Consider the following 16,584-nt stretch of genomic DNA (forward strand, 5'->3'; position numbering starts at 1 on the left):
CGGCTCGGCCCGACCTGCTCCGGCCCGGTCCCCGGTCCCGGGGGCGGGCCGATCCCGGAACCCGTTCCGGGCACCCGGTCGGCGATCCCGGCCGGACGGACGTTGACACCCGGCGAGGCTGGCTGTGTAAATGATCCGGTTGCCCGTCACAGATGACCGGTGTCGTCAGGAGCTGTCGTGCCCCTTTCCCTCCCCCACCCGGCCCGCAGGACTCGGACAGGTCGGATCAACCGACGACTGGGCGCGGCCCTGCTCGTCCTGGTGACCGTGTTGAGCGGCTGCACTGCGGAGACCGAGGCTCCAAAGGACAGTCGGATCGAACTCTCCGTCTTCTGGTGGGGTGGTGACCGCCGGGCGGAGCTGACCAAACAGGCGCTGGACATCTACACCCAGCGGTACCCGGACGTGACCTTCAAGTTCACCTGGCAGGGCAACGCCGGATACTACGACCGGCTGTCGACCGAGGCCGCCGCGGGCAACGCCCCCGACCTGTTCCAGATCGACGACAACTACCTGACCGAGTACGCGCAGCGCGAGATCCTGCTGGACCTGACCGACTACGTCCGGGCCGACCTGCTCGACCTGCGCAAGCTGCCGAGCGGTCTGGCCCAGTCCAGCCAGGTGACGGGCCGTACCGTCGCCGCGGCCGCCGCCGAGAACACTCCCGGCCTGATCTACAACAAGAGCCTGCTGGCGCGGCTCGACCTGCCCGAGCCGCAGATCGGGATGTCCTATGAGGACTATCTGGAGTGGGCCGAGGAGGTCACCGAGCGCAGCGACGGGAAGGTCGCCGGCACGATGGATCCGTCGGCCGACTACAAGGCGCTGTGGTTGTGGCTGCGGTCGCAGAACAAGGAGCTCTATCGGGGCCGGCAGGTGGGCTTCACCGAGAGCGACCTGACCCGGTGGTTCGACCTGTGGCGGGGAGCCAGGGCGAGCAAGGCGGCACCGAAGGCGGAGGTTATCCAGCCCGCCAACAGCGGCGACGTCACCAAGCAGCTCGTCGCCAGCGGCAAGGCGGCGACGTCGTTCGTCTGGTCGAACCAGCTCTCCGAGTTGCAGAAGCTGACCAAGGACAAGCTCGGGCTGGTCAGCTATCCCGGCGACCCGAAGGCCCAGTGGGCCCGGGCGTCGCTCTACTGGGCCGGCTTCCGCGGCACCCGGCATCCGGAGACCGTGGTGCACGTCATCGACTTCCTGGTCAACGATGCCAGGGCCGGCGCCATCCTGGGCACCGAGCGGGGCCTGAGCGCCAACCTGGACGTCCGGAAGACGGTGGAGCAGTCGCTGACCGACGAGAGCATGAAGTTGTCGGTCGCCTTCGAGACCGACATGACCGAGCGGTTCGGCGCGGCCCCGGTCCCGCCACCGAAGGGTCACGCCACCATCAAGGCGCTGCTGATCCAGGCGGCGGAGAGCGTCCAGTTCGGTCAGGCGACCTCCAGGGAGGCGGCGGCGGCCTTCATCAGCCAGGCCAACGCGGCACTGACAAGCTAGGCAGCCGCCCACGCCGGGCCGCCATCCCCTGTCGGGGACGCCGGCCCGGCGCTGGTCGCTGGAGTTCCGTCAGTCCCGCTTGCCCGACCTGCGGTTCCGCATGATGACGAGAAGTGCGAGCACGATCAGCCCGACCACGATCAGGCAGCAGACCAGCCCGAAGATACCGAAGCCGCCCCGGGAACGGCGCCGGGCCGCCTCCACCACCATCTCGCCAGGCCCGGTCGCGGCCCAGGCCGCCGCTGGTATGAACACTGTCAACGCCGCCGTCGCGAGCACTGCGCTCAGGCGGACCCACCAGTTCCTGAGAATCTCCATGGCCCCATCCTCGGGGCTGTAGGCAAGTCCTGCCGGTAACCCGGCCGGGTTTGGGACGAAAGGTCAATCGGCGGCCCGAGCGGGGCGGAATCCGGTACCGGACCAGCGCGTCGGGCGGGCCGGGCCCGGTCGATGCCCTGACCTCGCTGTGGGCGGAATCATAAGCCACTTCTATAAGTCTCTGATGTAAAAATGTCGCGATGACGACTCGATCTTCGGTGGACGGGCCGGACGCGGCCGAGGTGGACCTGCTGCGTACCGTGACCAGCTTCGACCGCCTCCTGCGGCTGCTTCGCCGGCTCACCACGCCGGACGGGCTGAGCCTGACGGCGGCGTCGACGCTGTACCGGCTGGAGGAGTTCGGTGCGCAACGGATCTCCGACCTGGCCGTCGCCGAAGGCGTGACCCAGCCCGGGATGACCCAACTGGTCACCCGGCTGGAGCGGGACGGGCTGGCCGAGCGGCGCGGCGACCAGGGCGATCGGCGGGTGGTCGCGGTCGCGATCACGGAGGCGGGACGCGAACTCGTGCTCCGCCGTCGCCGCGCCCGCGCCGCGAAGCTGTCCCACCTGCTCGACGGAGTCTCCGTCGAGGAGCGGGCCGCGATCGAGCTGTCCCTACGGGTGCTGGATCGACTCGCCGAGTCGGCGTCGACCCCGGCAGCGGCCTTGACACCGACAGCGGCCTCGACACCGACTTCGACCCCGACCTCGACGCAGACCTCGACCGGAGCAGGGAGCCGACCGGAATGACCAGCGCCGACCATCCGCGCTACAAGTGGATCGCCCTGTCGAACACCACCCTGGGCATGCTGCTCGCCACGATCAACTCGTCGATCGTGCTGATCTCCCTGCCCGCGATCTTCAACGGGGTCCACCTGAATCCGCTGGAACCGGGCAACGTCAGCTACCTGCTCTGGATGCTGATGGGATACATGCTGGTCACCGCGGTACTGGTGGTCACGCTTGGTCGACTCGGCGACATGTACGGCCGGGTACGCATCTACAACGCCGGCTTCGCGCTGTTCACGATCACGTCGGTCGTACTCTCGCTGGACCCGTTCGACGGCGGCGGCGGGGCGATCTGGCTGATTGGCTGGCGGGTGCTCCAGGCCGTCGGCGGGTCGATGCTGATGGCGAACTCGGCGGCGATCATCACCGACGTCTTCCCCGCCAAGCAGCGCGGCACCGCGCTCGGCATCAACATCGTCGCCGGCATCGCGGGCTCGTTCCTCGGCCTGGTGCTCGGCGGGCTGCTCGCCGAATGGAACTGGCGGTCGATCTTCTGGGTCAACGTGCCGATCGGCCTCGTCGGCACCGTGTGGGCGTACCGCTCGCTGCGGGAGAACCGGGTACGGGTCAAGGCGCGGATCGACTGGTGGGGCAACCTCACCTTCGCCGTGGGGCTGACCGCGTTGCTCGCCGGCATCACGTACGGGATCCAGCCGTACGGCGGGCACACGATGGGTTGGACGAACCCGTGGGTGCTGACCGGGCTGCTCGGCGGGGCCGCCGTACTCGCGCTGTTCTGTGTGATCGAGAGCCGGGTGGCGGAACCGATGTTCCCGCTGCGCCTGTTCCGGATCGCCGCCTTCGCCGGTGGCAACGCCGCCAGCCTGCTCGGCTCGATCGCCCGGGGCGGGCTCCAGTTCATGCTGATCATCTGGTTGCAGGGCATCTGGTTGCCGCTGCACGGCTACAACTACGAGCAGACTCCGCTCTGGGCCGGCATCTACCTGCTTCCGCTCACCATCGGCTTCCTCGCCGCCGGCCCGCTCGCCGGGGCGCTCTCCGACCGGTTCGGCGCGCGGCTCTTCGCCGCCGGTGGGCTGGTGGTGATGGCGCTGTCCTTCGCCGGCCTGCTGCTCATTCCGAGCGACTTCGACTACTGGGTCTTCGCCGCGCTGGTCTTCCTCAACGGTCTGGGCGGCGGCCTCTTCGCCGCACCGAACACCGCGATGATCATGTCCAGCGTGCCGGCCAGGCTGCGTGGAGCGGCGTCCGGGATGCGGGCGACGTTCCAGAACGCCGGAATGGTCCTCTCGATCGGCGTCTTCTTCTCGCTGATGGTCGCCGGGCTGGCCAGGTCACTTCCGCAGACCCTGGAGTCCGGGTTGACCGCGCAGGGCGTACCGGACTCCGCCGCGGCATCCATCGCCGGGCTGCCACCCGTCGGTACGCTCTTCGCCGCCTTCCTCGGCTACAACCCGATCCAGCAGCTACTCGGCCCGGAGATCCTGGACGCGCTGCCGGCCGCGAGCGCGCACACCCTGATCGGGCGGGAGTTCTTCCCCAACCTGATCTCGATGCCCTTCCACGACGGGCTGACGATCGTGTTCTGGCTCGCCATCGCGATGGCGCTGGTCGGCGCGGTGGCCTCGCTACTCACCCCGAGGGCGCGGCCAGCCGGACCAGCCGATCCGGTCATCCCGGATGCCGAGCTGGCCGACGAGGTCGTCGACTCGCCCAACTGATCCGCGCAGACGCCAGGTCCCGCCCTGAGGGCGGACCTGTGCGGAACCGGCCCGCCAGATGATCTCTGGCGGGCCGTTTCGCTGCCGGCACCCGTACCTCCACGCTCGGTCGCGGCCGGACCATTGTCCAACGTTGATTGATTGGCCGCCGCAGCCAAGGGCCAGACAACCCGGAGACCGGTACACAGGAGCAGATCCGAGAGAAAGGAGAGGCAATGCGCCCGAGATCACTGGTGATCGACGACGGTCGACAGTCGGAAACCAACCCAGCAGCGCCTCGGGGTGCGCGAGGGCGACGCATCGGCACATGGCGGAACGTCCTGCGCGGCCTGCTGGTCATCATCCTGACGACCGTCGGAACCACCGTGGTCACCGCCGCACCTGCTTCGGCAGACCTCGGTGGTTGCAACAGCGGGTTCCCAGTGTCCACATGTATCGATTGGGGTTACTACACCAGCTCGTCCAGTCCGACGATCGAGTACATCAACTAGCCGTAGGTGGCCGCAAAACCCGAAACGGTCCCTCGGAAGATTTCCGAGGGACCGTTTCCCTGGTAGCGGGGACAGGATTTGAACCTGCGACCTCTGGGTTATGAGCCCAGCGAGCTACCGAGCTGCTCCACCCCGCGTCGCCTGATGAACCATAGCCCAACCGCGGCAGAAGTCCAACTTCAAGATCGACCGCGCCCGGATGGACACCGGGCCGCCGGACGGACACCGAGCCGGCCGCAGCCTTCGGCAATCTCCACCGATTGGTGAGAGTACGCGCGTCACACGGACGCCGAAGGAAAATCAGTAACCCGGCCCCACGGGGACCGGGTTACTGATTTGGGTGTTCCTTTGTAGCGGGGACAGGATTTGAACCTGCGACCTCTGGGTTATGAGCCCAGCGAGCTACCGAGCTGCTCCACCCCGCGTCGACTTGTTAAGACTAGCGCACACCGCCCAGCCCCACCAAAACGGGGGTGAGTTACCCGGCGGCGGCCATCTCGCCGCCGCCGGTCAACTCACAAAACAGCAGCTCAGCCGCTTGGCGACTGGGTCGGCGGGCTCGGCGTACCGCCACTCGCCGGTGGCGACCCGGCGGGCGCGGGATTCGGCGCCGCCCCGCTTCCGCGGGCCGTCTGGAACTCCGTCATCGCCTCGTCCAGCGCCTTCAGCGCCCGGCCGTACCGCTCGAAGTCACCCGACGCCTGCGCGGCCTTGACCTCGCCGATCGCGGTCTGCACCTTGGCGGCGGCGGCCGCCAGCGCCGGAGTCACCGGCGGAGGGGCGTCCGACGGTGGCGTCGGGGTCGGAGTGCCCCCGGGATTCTCGCCCGACGGCGGTGGCGGGGTCGCCGGCGTCTCCGCACCGGCCTTCTTGCCCTGCTCGACGAGCTGTTTGATGCCGTCCTCCAGGCTGTTGGCCAGTACGACGTACTGGCCGCCGTCGCCGTACGAGATCAGCACCCGTTGCAGCAGTGGATACGCGTTCGTCTGGTTGCTCTTCACGTACACCGGCTCGACGTAGAGCATGCCGTCGCCGAAGGGCAGCGAGAGCAGGTTGCCGTACTGCACCTGGGCCTGGTTGGAGGTCAACAGGTTCAGTTCCTGCCGGATGTTCGCGTTGTTGGTCATCTTCTGGTGCACCTGAACGGGCCCGGAGACCGCCGTCTGGTCGGGCAGTTCCAGCACCTCCAACCGGGGCTGGCCGTTCACGTACGACCCGCTGATCAGTGCCGCGAGGTTCTGCCGCCCGGCCGGGGTGACCGCCGAGGTGAGCTGGAACCGCGGTTCCCCCTGCCCCGGGAGTTGGGTGAAGAGGTAGTACGGCGGCTGCTTCTCGCCGCTGTCCGGCGCGTCGGGGACGTTCGGCACCTCCCAGAAGTCCTGCCCCGAGAAGAACTCCGACGAGTCGGTGACGTGGAACCGGGACAGCAGGTTCCGCTGCACCTTGAACAGGTCGGCGGGGTAGCGGAAGTGCGCCGCCAGGTCGGCCGGAATCTCCGCCTTCGGGATCACCAGGTCGCCGCCGAACGCCTTGTTCCAGGCCTTCAGCACCGGGTCGGTGTCGTCGAACTGGTAGAGCTTCACCGTGCCGTCGTACGCGTCGACGGTGGCCTTCACCGAGTTCCGGATGTAGTTGACGTTCTCCCGGGCGAGTTCGAAGGTGCCGATATTGGTCAGCTCGTCGGCGGTCTGCTCCTGGAGGTTCACCTGCTCGGCGTACGGGTAGGTGGCCGCCGTGGTGTAGCCGTCGACGATCCACTGGATCCGGCCGCCGACCACCGCCGGGTACGGGTCGCCGTCCAGGGTGAGGAACGGCGCCACCTTCTCCACCCGGTCCCGGGGGTTACGCACGTACAGCAGCTTGGAGGCGTCGTTGACCGCGCCGGAGAGTACGAAGTTCGGCTCCTGCTCCTTGATCGCGTAGAGCAGTCGACGACCGAACGAGCCGATCTCCACCCCGCCGGAGCCGGTGTAGGTGTAGTACTGCTCGCCGCCTTCCCGGCCGGTCGGCCGGTCGAACTCGACGGGGTTGTTCGAGCCGCTCTGGCCGACGATCGCGTAGTCGCTGCCGTCCATCTGCTCGCCGTAGTAGATCCGCGGCTGGGTGGCCGGGATGGTCTCGCTCGCCGAGGAGCACGCCTCCTCGTTCCGTTCGCCGAGGAAGCCGGAGACGAAGTACGGCTGACCACCGCAGACCACCTGGTTGGCGGGCGCGCCGACCAGGCCGTACCCGTGGGTGAAGACCGTGTGCCGGTTGATCCAGTTGCTCTGCTGCGCGGTCAGCTCCAGGTAGTTGATCTCGCGCATTCCGACGACGTAGTCCTGGGTCTCGCCGTTGGTCTGGTACCGGTCGATGTCCAGCTTCGGGCCGAAGTCGTAGAAGCCTCGCACCTGCTGGAGCTGGGTGTACGTCTCGGAGACCAGCTGCGGGTCGAGCAGCCGGATGTTCGGCACCACCGACGTGTCGGTGGCCAGCGTCGCCGGCGGCTTGAGGTTGCCCGCGCTGTACGGCGCCATCATGGTGCCGGCGATCCCGAAGGCGTCCCGGGTGGCCGTGATGCTGCGCTCGATGTAGGCGGCTTCCTTGTCCTTCACGCTCGGCTTGACCTCGAAGGTCTGCACCGCCCACGGGTAGATGCCGCCGATCGCCACGGCCGAGATGCCGAGCAGGGCCAGGGAGATCCCGGGCCAGACCAGGTTCCGCATCACGGCGTTGGAGAAGACGATGATCGCGACGGCGACCACGATCGAGATGTACGCCAGGATCTCCTTGGCCGGCAGCAACGCGTTGATGTCGGCGTAGCCGGCGCCGTAGAGGTTGACGCCCTCGTTGAACTCCAGCAGCATGGCCCGGCGGTCGAGGACGTACGCGATCGCCTTGAGCAGGACGAACACCGCGACGAGCGACGTCAGGTGGGCGCGGGCGGCGCTGGTCATCCGGTCCCCGACGCCCTGGAGCCGCACGCCGCCGAAGATGTAGTGCATCGCCAGCGCGCCGACCACGGCCAGCACCACGGCGGTGAAGCCGATGCCGAGCAGATACCGCAGGAACGGGAACTGGAATACGTAGAAGCCAATGTCGATCTTGAACTCCGGATCTTCCACTCCGAAGTCCTGCGCGTTGCGGAACAGCATCCACTGGCCCCACCGGGTCTGCGCGGAAAGACCGGCGAAGAGTCCGACGATCACACCGACCGCGGCGAGCCAGGTCCCGATCCGTGGCGCCAGCACCGACCGGTAGCGCTCCAGCGTCACCTGCTCCGGCGAGTTCGGCCGGAGCACCGGTCGCAGCCGGTAGGCCAGCCACATGTTGCCGCCGACCAGCAGGGCCATCGCCAGCCCCACCACGACGAAGAGCATGATCCGGGTGACCAGCACGCCGGAGAAGACCCTCGTGTAGTCGACCTCCTCGAACCAGAGCCAGTCGGTCCAGGCCTGGACGCCCCAGCCGAGCAGGGTGAGGAGCAGAAACACCCCGAGGAGTACGCCCACCGTGACGCGACCGCGCCGGCTCATTCTTGGGAGGGGGCTGCTACGCATAACCACTGTTGGCTCCGCACGTTCGGAAATGACCGGCTCTGATCAGGCACCTAGACTACGGGGTATTCCTGAATGCGATCGGCCCCCGGTCAGCCGAACCCGCAACGGCGGTTCGGCCGACCTCGCTTCCCCGGCAGGGCCGGGCCGACAGCGGAGCGGATCACCCCCGGAACAGCGGGTCAGCAGCGCGGTGGCTGGCCTCCGGCCCGGATCGTCTCCAGTGCGGACAGCGCCTCGCCGAGAGTTGCCACCCGGGCCATCGGCAATCCCGACTGTGCGTTACGGACCGCTTCCTCGCAGTTGTCAGCCGGTACGAGAAAGTACTTCGCACCCGCGTTCTTCGCGCCGACCAGTTTCTGCGGGATGCCGCCGATCGGACCGACCGCGCCCTCGTCGTTGATCGTGCCGGTGCCCGCGATGATCTTTCCGCCGGTGAGGTCCTCGGGCTTGAGCTTGTCGATGATGCCGAGCGCGAACATCAGTCCGGCGCTCGGGCCGCCGATGTCACCCAGGTCGATCTTCAGCTCGAACGGGTGTGGCTGTTTCTGCTCGATCTCGACACCGATCCGGGGCGGCCCGCCGTCGGTGGACGCGCTGACGACGGTCGCGGTGGCCGGCGCGCCGTCCCGGGTGTAGCCGACCGCGAGCGGCGAGCCCGCCGGCCGAGCCCGGACGAGATCGGTGAGGGTGGTCGCGGTGGACACCGGCTTGGTGTCGACCGAGGTGACGACGTCGCCGGCCTTCAGGATCCCGTCCGACGGAGCCCCCGGGGTGACCTTCTTGACCACCACCTGCACCGGGTAGCCGAGTTCGCGCAGCGCCGCGGTCTCGGCGCTGGTCTGCGAGGCGGCGAAGTCCTCCGCGTTGCGCTCCTCGATCTGCTTCTCACTCTGACCGGGCGGGTAGATCAGCTCGTACGGCACCACCGCCTCGTCCGGCGAGAACCAGCCGGCGATCGCGGACAACAGCTTGACGTCGGGTTGCACGCCGACGGTGGTGAGCCGGAGCTGCCCCGCCGACGTCGAGGTCTCGGTGCCGGACACCTGGATCACCTCTTTGTCGTCCTGCCGGCCGAGGGTGTCCACCGTCGGCCCCGGTCCCAGCACGACGTACGGAATGGGGGCGGCGAGCACACCGATACTGAGCAGGGCGGTGATCACCGCGCCGAGCAGAACCGTGACACCGCGACGTCTCATACGCGGAAGCGTACCGAGCCGCCGCCTCCGGTCCGGCACGTGAACCCCAGGTTCGCCCTCGGCGTGACACCTGGGCGGGCATCCTGCGGCACGGCGCGCGTACCGTGGACGGGTGCCTGATATTCCGTTCGGCTTCGCCCTGCCGGGTGGCCAGCCGCCCGACCCCAACGACCCGCAGCAGATGCAGCAGTTCATGGCGCAACTGCAGCAACTGCTCGCCGCGCCGGGCAGCGGTCCCGTGAACTGGGACCTGGCCCGCCAGGTCGCGGCCAGCCAGCTCTCCTCCGCCGGTGATCCGGCGGTGACGCCGTACGAGCGCAACTCCGTCGAGGAGGCGCTCCGGCTGGCCGACCTGTGGCTGGATCCCACCTCGGCGCACCCGTCCGGCATCCGTACCTCGGTCGCCTGGAACCGCAACGAGTGGATCTACAAGACCCTCGACGTGTGGCGGAAGCTCTGCGATCCGGTCGCCGGCCGGATGGTGGCCGCGATGGGCGACCTGGTGCCGCCGGAGGCCCGGTCCCAGCTCGGCCCGATGCAGTCCATGCTCACCACGCTCGGCGGTGCCCTGTTCGGAGGCCAACTCGGCCAGGCGCTCGGCTCGCTGGCCGCCGAGGTCCTCTCGGCCGGCGACATCGGCCTGCCGCTCGGCCCGGCCGGTACGGCCGCACTGCTACCGGCCAACATCAGGGCGTACGGCGAGGGCCTCGAACTCCCGGAGGACGAGGTACGCCTCTACGTCGCGCTGCGCGAGGCCGCGCACCAGCGGCTCTTCCAGCACGTGTCCTGGCTGCGCGGACACGTGCTCAGCTCCGTCGAGGTGTATGCCGCCGGCATCACCGTCAACCGGGAGGCGATCGAGGAGGCGATGGGCCGGCTCGACCCGACGAACCCGGAGTCGATGCAGGCGCTGGCGATGGAGGGCATCTTCACCCCGGAGGACACCCCGGCGCAGAAGGCGTCGCTGACCCGGCTGGAGACCACGCTCGCCCTGGTCGAGGGCTGGGTGTGCCACGTCGTGGACAGCGCCGCCGCCGAGCGGCTGCCCAACGTGAACCGACTCGGCGAGGCGTTCCGGCGCCGCCGGGCCGCCGGAGGTCCCGCAGAGCAGACGTTCGCGGCGCTGGTCGGTCTCGAGCTGCGGCCCCGCCGGCTGCGCGAGGCGGCGACGTTGTGGGCGGCGCTCACCGAGCACCGGGGCATCGCCGGGCGGGACGCCCTCTGGGGCCACCCGGACCTGCTTCCGGCCGAGGAGGACTTCGCCGATCCGGAGACGTTCGCCCGGTCCCAGCTCGACCTCGGCGATCTGGACGACTTCGACTTCGGCAAGCCCGACTCCGAGACCGGCAATCCTGACTCCGAGCCCGGCAAGCCCGACTCCGAGCCCGGCGGCAAGCCCGAGTAGCCGGCTCAGCCGCCGAGCAGTACCCGGGTGGTGTCCCAGCCCTCGACCGCCGGGTCGAGGGTGGCGAGGTCGGCCGCCTCCCGGAGCCGGCGCCAGCCCGGGGTCACCGCCACCTCCGCCGGTCGCGGCGCGGCGGCACGCACCAGTCCGACGTCGGCGGCGTCCAGGTCCACCTCCGGCAGCCAGTCCGGCGCCGGTAGCCGGGTGGCCAGACCGAGCAGTCCCGGCCCCGGTCCGGCCGCCGGGGCGATCGCGACGGTGCGGCTGGTCAGCGGGCGTAGGAGCTTGCCGAGGATCAGGCCGGGGACGTCGGGCGCGTCGGCGACGATGACCGCCGCCTGGTCGTACCCGTCCTCGGTCGCCGCGGCAAGCGCGGCGCCGACGCGGTTGACCGGCAGGTCGTACACCGGCATGCCGGGCCAGGCGACCGCGTCCGCCAGGGCGCGATCGGCGGGGGTGGCGCCGATCGCCGGCTCCACCTCGTTCAGGGTGGCGACCAGGTCGACCACGTCCTCGGCCAGCGCGGAGCGCCACCGGGCCGGGTCGGTCCCCGGCGGGGTCCAGACGACGGGTCCGAGCATCACCACGATCACACGGCGGGCCACCCGCCGACCCTAGCCGACCACCCGGCTCCCGATCGCCGAGCCGACCCGCGGTCAGTTCGATTTTGGGCGAAGCGGCCTCAGTCGGTCAGTTCGATCCCGGCCGCCGCCGCTACCCCTTCCAGGTAGCCCCGGGCCCGCTCCGCCTTCGGATAGCGCCCGACCAGGGCCCAGAACCGCGCGTTGTGGCTCGGCACGACCAGGTGGGCCAATTCGTGCAGCAGGACATAGTCGATCACCCAGTCCGGCATCTCCTGGATCCGGTGCGAGATCCGAATGGTCCGGTCAGCCGGCGTACACGAACCCCACCGACCGTTCTGGTTCGTCACCCACCGGACGCTGGTCGGCACCGCGGCCCGGCCGTGCTCACTCAGATATCGCTCGATCAGTCGACGGGAGCGGATCAACAACTCCTCGTCGGACCGGCCGAGCCGTTCCTCCCGGGCCGCGAGCCGGGCGAGCATCCGGTCCACCCACTCGCTCTCCTCGGCTCGGGAGAACTGATCGGGGATGAGGACCACTACGCGCTCGCCGTCCCGGTAGGCGGACACCGTCCGGCGCCGGCGCTGACTGCGCCGTACCTCGACGACCGGCTTGCGCAATCCAGCCATTATCGGCCCGCGCCGCCCCGGGTTTCGTTCACGATGGAAAACTAATGCTTAGTGACCAGGTCACCGCAAGAGTCAACGCAGAGATAGCCGCCGGAAAAGTACCGGTTAGCGGCGACCCGTCCGGAAAAAATTCATTGCGGTGATCGCTTAGCGACCCCTCGCCGGCCACCGAGCCCCGCTCGGGCGGCGCTCCTGCCGTGCGCCGGAGCAACGGTAAACGATCATGTTGCCCCTCGCTCACCCGCCCCCTGATCAGCGTTCTGGCGTGGTTCATCCGGCGTGTCCCTGCGAAACTGACTTATCCGACCTATTCCGGCATGCACACTCTGGTCGTCGGCTTCCTCACAGTGTCGACACATCGCTGACATGGAACTGCCCAGACCTGGGTAGGGTCCGCGGACCGGCGGTCACAGTGGTGGCCGTGGAGAAACCCCAGCGCTGGCGCCTACGTGGCCCGCCGCCGGGCGCCCGTCAGGCTCGCGAGAGCCGGCGGAATAGACGAGGAGGGGCACCGTGGCCGAAAAGGCCCAGACCTACAACGGATACTGCGTCAAGTGCAAGGAGAAGCGTGACTTCGAGGGCAACGTCGAGGTTTCCAAGACGGGCATGAACATGGCCAAGGGCAAGTGCCCGGTCTGTGGCACCACCGTCAACCGGATCCTGGGCAAGGCCAAGGTCTGACCATCGACGAACACGCAAACTGCGGGAAGGGGTGGCCGAGCGCCACCCCTTCCCGCTTTCCGCTGTCGCGCTGCGGACACCAACTGTGATGTCCGCGCCGCGACAGACGTTACCCAGAGGTTGTGGATAACCTCCCCGATCCTGTGGATAGACCAGTGCACAGCGCTCGTACGCTGTGGACAACGACCGGCGAGCCGCAGCCGTTCGGTGACAGCGTGTCGCCTCATGACCCGATTGCCGCTGCCCCGCCCCACCCTGCTTCCCGGCCTCGCCCGACTCTGGCGCGACCGGCACACCCTGCAACTCGGCCTGGATCCGCACCGGGCGGTCCTGCTCGAGGTCGCCAATCCGGCCGCCGCCCGGCTACTCGACCTGCTCGACGGCACCCGTAGCGAGCGGGCCGTCCTCGAACACGCCGTCACGATCAACGTGACCCGGGACGACGCCCGTACGCTGATCGACACGTTGCGGGCGGCGGGCCTGGTGGTGGCCGCGCACACCCTGCTCCCGACCGACCTGCCCGAGCCGGCCCGGCAACGGCTCTCCGCCGAGGCGGCGGCGCTCGCGCTACGCGGGGCGGACACGCCCGGAACCCCCGCGCAACTGCTCCGGCGACGGGCCGCGGCCCGGATCGTGGTGACCGGTCAGGGCCGGCTCGGCCCGCCCGTGGCGGTCACCCTGGCCCAGTCCGGGGTCGGACAGGTGCATCCCGACCTGCGCGGTCGCGTGGCACCGTCGGACACGCTCGGCGGTGGCCTGCTGGCCACCGACGTACGCCGGCCGCGCGCCGTCGCGGTGGCGGACGCGATCGCCCGGTCCGTGCCCGGCACCGACACCCGACCGGTCCGGCGCGGCCGGGCCGACCTGGTGATCCAGGTCGGTACGGACCGACCCGCCGAACTGCTCGCCGCCGGGTACGCACAACGTCGGCAGGCACACCTGCTGCTGGGCCTGCGCGACGGCACGCCCGTCGTCGGTCCACTGGTCCGGCCCACCGGCTCGCCGTGTCTGAACTGCGTCGACCTGCATCGACAGGACCGCGACCCGGGCTGGCCCGGACTCGCCGCCCAGTTGGCGGTCGGCGACGCGCCGGAGCCCTGCCTGACCCCGACCCTGATCGCGGCGGTCGGGTACGCGACGGCGGAGGTGCTCGCCTTCCTCGACGGCGCCGCGCCGGAGACGGTGGGCGGAACGGTGGAGATCACCGGCCCCGGCCGGGTACGCCGACGAACCTGGCCCCCGCACCCACGATGCGGCTGTGGTCCCCGCCGTCGATCGGCGGCCCGACGTACCAGACCGGAAACCTGACCGGTCGGACGAAAGGGACACCGGCCGATGCCCGGACCGGAACGCACCCGGTCTGCCGGATCGGGGCGGAAAGGCGTAGCGGGCGCAGGCCGTCGACATCGGCCCGAACCAGCCGCCGGAGGGACGGACCGGCCCATTCTCCCGGGGTTACGGCTCGAAGTCACCCCGATGACCGGAGGACGTGGCCGGGGCCACCCGTCGACGGCGGTCGGGACACCGCCGCGTCGGTAACAATGATCTGGTGACCGATATCCCGCGCCGGGCCGTGTCCCGGACCGCCAAGCTCGCCGCTCTGCCACTCGGCTTCGCTGGCCGGACCGTACTGGGCATGGGGAAGCGGGTCACCGGACTGGCCTCCGAGGTGATCTCGAACGAGATTCAGCAACGCACCGCCGAGCAGCTTTTCAGCGTGCTGGGCCAGCTCAAGGGTGGTGCGATGAAGTTCGGGCAGGCCCTGTCGGTCTTCGAGGCCGCGCTGCCCGAGGAGATCGCCGCGCCGTACCGGCAGGCCCTGACCAAACTCCAGGAGGCGGCTCCCCCACTGCCGGCGGCCAGCGTGCACAAGGTGCTCGCCGAGCAGCTCGGGCCGGACTGGCGGTCGTACTTCCTCGAGTTCGACGACAAGCCGGCCGCCGCCGCGAGCATCGGGCAGGTGCACCGGGCGATCTGGAAGACGGAGGCTCCCCCCGCACTGACCGGACGGCGGCGCACCGCGAAGTCGACGGCCGCCCGAGCCGCCAGCACGGCGCCGACGGGGCGACCGGTGGCGGTCAAGGTCCAGTACCCCGGAGCCGGTCCGGCGCTGCTGTCGGACCTGAAGCAGCTGTCCCGGCTCGGCACGATGTTCCGGGCCATCCAGCCCGGACTGGACATCAAACCCCTGCTCAGCGAGCTGCGCGATCGGATCAGCGAGGAACTCGACTACGAGCTGGAGGCGGAGTCGCAGCGGGCGTTCGCTGCCGCGTACGCGGGCGACCCGGAGATCTTCGTACCCGAGGTGGTCGCGGCGGCGCCCCGGGTGCTGGTCACGGACTGGGTCGAGGGCACCCCGCTGTCGGCGATCATCAACTCCGGTACGGAGAGCGAGCGCGACCAGGCGGGCCGGCTCATGGCCACCCTGCACTTCTCGGCGCCGATGCGGGCCGGGCTGCTGCACGCCGATCCGCATCCGGGCAATTTCCGGCTGCTCCCGGACGGGCGGCTCGGAGTGATCGACTTCGGTGCGGTGGCCCGGCTACCCGGCGGGCACCCGGAGCCGATCGGCCGGCTGGTCCGGCTGGCGCTGGCCGGCGACGCCGACGCGGTGGTGGCGGGGCTGCGCGAGGAGGGCTTCATCAAGGCCGACTCGCAGATCGACGCCCAGGCCGTGCTCGACTTCCTGATGCCGATCCTGCAACCGCTCTCCGTCGAGGAGTTCCGCTTCACCCGGGCCTGGCTACGGGTCGAGGCGGGCCGGCTGGCCAATCCGAAGTCCCCGGCCTACCAGTTGAGCCGGCAGCTCAATCTGCCGCCGTCGTACCTCCTGATCCACCGGGTGACCCTCGGCTCGATCGGCGTGCTCTGCCAGTTGGAGGCGAAGGCGCCCTATCGCGGCATCGTGGAACGCTGGCTGCCCGGATTCGCTCCGGTGCCCTGACCCGTTAGATCCCGGCGCGGCGGCGTCGCGCAGAGTCCGGAGCGGCGTCGCGCGGAGTCCGGCTCGGCGGCGTCGCGCAGACCGCAATCGGACCGAAGAAGGGCCTGCCGCGGCGGATGGATGATCCATCCCACCGCGACAGGCCCTTTTTCGTGAATGTCAGATTCGATACCTACCGACGGCTATGTCTGCCGACGGTTACAGACTGCCCAGATCGCGAGCCGCCCGGCGGCGGGCTTCCAGCGCGATCATTCGGGCGGATCGGGTTGCCTCAGTGCGCGTGGTGCTACGACCGGCCTGAGGCAGTCGCATTCGAGCCCGGGACAACGCTTCGTGGATGAGTTGCATCCTGGTAACTCCGTTCAGGGTGGGCGTAGCGGTGGTGGTCAATCTCGTTACCGCGGGTACCGCGGCGATCGGCGCCGATACGAGACCGGCGGACGTACGGATCGGGTTCATGTCAGGCCGCCAACCGGACCGCGCTACGCGAGCCGGCAAGGCCATCGGCCGCCAGTCGCGCCTGCGCCTCGACCCGCAGCGCGGCGTCCCGAGCGACGTCCTCCTTGCGTGGACGGCCCCGCGGCCGCTTGCGCGGGACAACCGCGCCACGCTCGAAGATCTCGCCGCCCCAGACACCCCACGGCTCGGACCGCTCCACCGCGCCGGCCAGGCACTCGACGCGCAGCGGGCAGTCCCCGCAGAGCGACTTGGCCAGTTCCAGTTCGGCAGGAGAGTCCGAGAACCACAGGTCGGGGTCGAACTTCCGGCAGGGCAGGTTCGCCTCCAGGTCGACGCTCACGTCGAGTGGGGCCAACGCCAGACTCATC

13 protein-coding genes and 2 tRNA genes are annotated in these 16,584 nt (G+C 69.6%); 7 read left to right on the forward strand and 8 right to left on the reverse strand.

The features are described from left to right. Positions 1-177 precede the first annotated feature (177 nt). Positions 178-1,497 (forward strand): ABC transporter substrate-binding protein, encoded by a 1,320-nt coding sequence (locus ACFP2T_RS01150; RefSeq protein WP_377416303.1) that lies wholly within the window; start codon positions 178-180, stop codon positions 1,495-1,497. Between the two features lie 69 nt (positions 1,498-1,566). On the opposite strand, the gene ACFP2T_RS01155 is transcribed toward ACFP2T_RS01150, so the two are convergent. Further along, entirely contained in the window at positions 1,567-1,815 is a 249-nt protein-coding gene (locus tag ACFP2T_RS01155; protein ID WP_377416305.1) for a hypothetical protein, read from the reverse strand. A gap of 200 nt (positions 1,816-2,015) precedes the next feature. Here ACFP2T_RS01155 and ACFP2T_RS01160 point away from each other — a divergent pair, with 200 nt between their 5' ends. Then, positions 2,016-2,567 carry a MarR family winged helix-turn-helix transcriptional regulator gene (locus tag ACFP2T_RS01160; protein WP_377416307.1) on the forward strand — a complete coding sequence of 184 codons (552 nt, stop codon included), beginning with the start codon at positions 2,016-2,018 and terminating at the stop codon, positions 2,565-2,567. Further along, entirely contained in the window at positions 2,564-4,288 is a 1,725-nt protein-coding gene (locus ACFP2T_RS01165; protein ID WP_377416309.1) for an MFS transporter, read from the forward strand. The genes ACFP2T_RS01160 and ACFP2T_RS01165 overlap by 4 nt, the downstream gene beginning before the upstream one ends. A gap of 551 nt (positions 4,289-4,839) precedes the next feature. On the opposite strand, the gene ACFP2T_RS01170 is transcribed toward ACFP2T_RS01165, so the two are convergent. From ACFP2T_RS01170 to ACFP2T_RS01185, 4 genes are all read right to left on the reverse strand, one after another. Continuing rightward, a tRNA-Met gene (locus tag ACFP2T_RS01170) sits at positions 4,840-4,916 on the reverse strand. A 214-nt stretch (positions 4,917-5,130) separates the two neighbouring features. Further along, a tRNA-Met gene (locus ACFP2T_RS01175) sits at positions 5,131-5,204 on the reverse strand. A 105-nt stretch (positions 5,205-5,309) separates the two neighbouring features. Continuing rightward, positions 5,310-8,318: a UPF0182 family membrane protein gene (locus ACFP2T_RS01180; RefSeq protein ID WP_377416311.1), complete on the reverse strand. Its 3,009-nt coding sequence runs from the start codon at positions 8,316-8,318 to the stop codon at positions 5,310-5,312. A gap of 179 nt (positions 8,319-8,497) precedes the next feature. Continuing rightward, positions 8,498-9,514 (reverse strand): YlbL family protein, encoded by a 1,017-nt coding sequence (locus ACFP2T_RS01185; RefSeq protein WP_377416313.1) that lies wholly within the window; start codon positions 9,512-9,514, stop codon positions 8,498-8,500. 181 nt (positions 9,515-9,695) lie between these two features. Here ACFP2T_RS01185 and ACFP2T_RS01190 point away from each other — a divergent pair, with 181 nt between their 5' ends. Beyond that, complete coding sequence (locus ACFP2T_RS01190; protein ID WP_377417818.1) at positions 9,696-10,919, forward strand: zinc-dependent metalloprotease; 1,224 nt, start codon at positions 9,696-9,698, stop codon at positions 10,917-10,919. Between the two features lie 5 nt (positions 10,920-10,924). Here the strand turns inward: ACFP2T_RS01190 and ACFP2T_RS01195 are convergent, their stop codons facing one another. Both ACFP2T_RS01195 and ACFP2T_RS01200 read right to left on the reverse strand, forming a co-directional pair. After that, positions 10,925-11,524 (reverse strand): hypothetical protein, encoded by a 600-nt coding sequence (locus tag ACFP2T_RS01195; protein ID WP_377416315.1) that lies wholly within the window; start codon positions 11,522-11,524, stop codon positions 10,925-10,927. 77 nt (positions 11,525-11,601) lie between these two features. Beyond that, the gene (locus ACFP2T_RS01200; RefSeq protein WP_377416317.1) at positions 11,602-12,132 is read right to left on the reverse strand and encodes a M48 metallopeptidase family protein; all 531 of its coding nucleotides are present in this window, start codon (positions 12,130-12,132) and stop codon (positions 11,602-11,604) included. 513 nt (positions 12,133-12,645) lie between these two features. Here ACFP2T_RS01200 and ACFP2T_RS01205 point away from each other — a divergent pair. From ACFP2T_RS01205 to ACFP2T_RS01215, 3 genes are all read left to right on the forward strand, one after another. Beyond that, a complete protein-coding gene (locus ACFP2T_RS01205; RefSeq protein WP_165436864.1) occupies positions 12,646-12,813 on the forward strand; it encodes a DUF5679 domain-containing protein in 168 nt (55 codons plus the stop codon). Positions 12,814-13,038: 225 nt separating this feature from the next. Next, entirely contained in the window at positions 13,039-14,121 is a 1,083-nt protein-coding gene (locus ACFP2T_RS01210) for a hypothetical protein (protein ID WP_377416320.1), read from the forward strand. A 241-nt stretch (positions 14,122-14,362) separates the two neighbouring features. Beyond that, entirely contained in the window at positions 14,363-15,757 is a 1,395-nt protein-coding gene (locus ACFP2T_RS01215; RefSeq protein WP_377416322.1) for an ABC1 kinase family protein, read from the forward strand. 460 nt (positions 15,758-16,217) lie between these two features. On the opposite strand, the gene ACFP2T_RS01220 is transcribed toward ACFP2T_RS01215, so the two are convergent. Beyond that, positions 16,218-16,583, reverse strand: coding sequence for a WhiB family transcriptional regulator (locus tag ACFP2T_RS01220; protein WP_377416324.1), 366 nt, complete (start codon positions 16,581-16,583; stop codon positions 16,218-16,220). Position 16,584: the final 1 nt, after the last annotated feature.

This window comes from Plantactinospora solaniradicis (genome assembly GCF_042658085.1).
In the GTDB taxonomy this organism is placed as follows: domain Bacteria; phylum Actinomycetota; class Actinomycetes; order Mycobacteriales; family Micromonosporaceae; genus Plantactinospora; species Plantactinospora solaniradicis.

Coding starts and splice junctions, on each gene's coding strand:
- ACFP2T_RS01200 (WP_377416317.1), bottom strand. CDS start 12,132: ATGGCTGGATTGCGCAAGCCGGTCGTCGAGGTACGGCGCAGTCAGCGC.
- ACFP2T_RS01190 (WP_377417818.1), top strand. CDS start 9,696: ATGCAGCAGTTCATGGCGCAACTGCAGCAACTGCTCGCCGCGCCGGGC.
- ACFP2T_RS01160 (WP_377416307.1), top strand. CDS start 2,016: ATGACGACTCGATCTTCGGTGGACGGGCCGGACGCGGCCGAGGTGGAC.
- ACFP2T_RS01180 (WP_377416311.1), bottom strand. CDS start 8,318: ATGCGTAGCAGCCCCCTCCCAAGAATGAGCCGGCGCGGTCGCGTCACG.
- ACFP2T_RS01165 (WP_377416309.1), top strand. CDS start 2,564: ATGACCAGCGCCGACCATCCGCGCTACAAGTGGATCGCCCTGTCGAAC.
- ACFP2T_RS01210 (WP_377416320.1), top strand. CDS start 13,039: ATGACCCGATTGCCGCTGCCCCGCCCCACCCTGCTTCCCGGCCTCGCC.
- ACFP2T_RS01185 (WP_377416313.1), bottom strand. CDS start 9,514: ATGAGACGTCGCGGTGTCACGGTTCTGCTCGGCGCGGTGATCACCGCC.
- ACFP2T_RS01155 (WP_377416305.1), bottom strand. CDS start 1,815: ATGGAGATTCTCAGGAACTGGTGGGTCCGCCTGAGCGCAGTGCTCGCG.
- ACFP2T_RS01220 (WP_377416324.1), bottom strand. CDS start 16,583: ATGAGTCTGGCGTTGGCCCCACTCGACGTGAGCGTCGACCTGGAGGCG.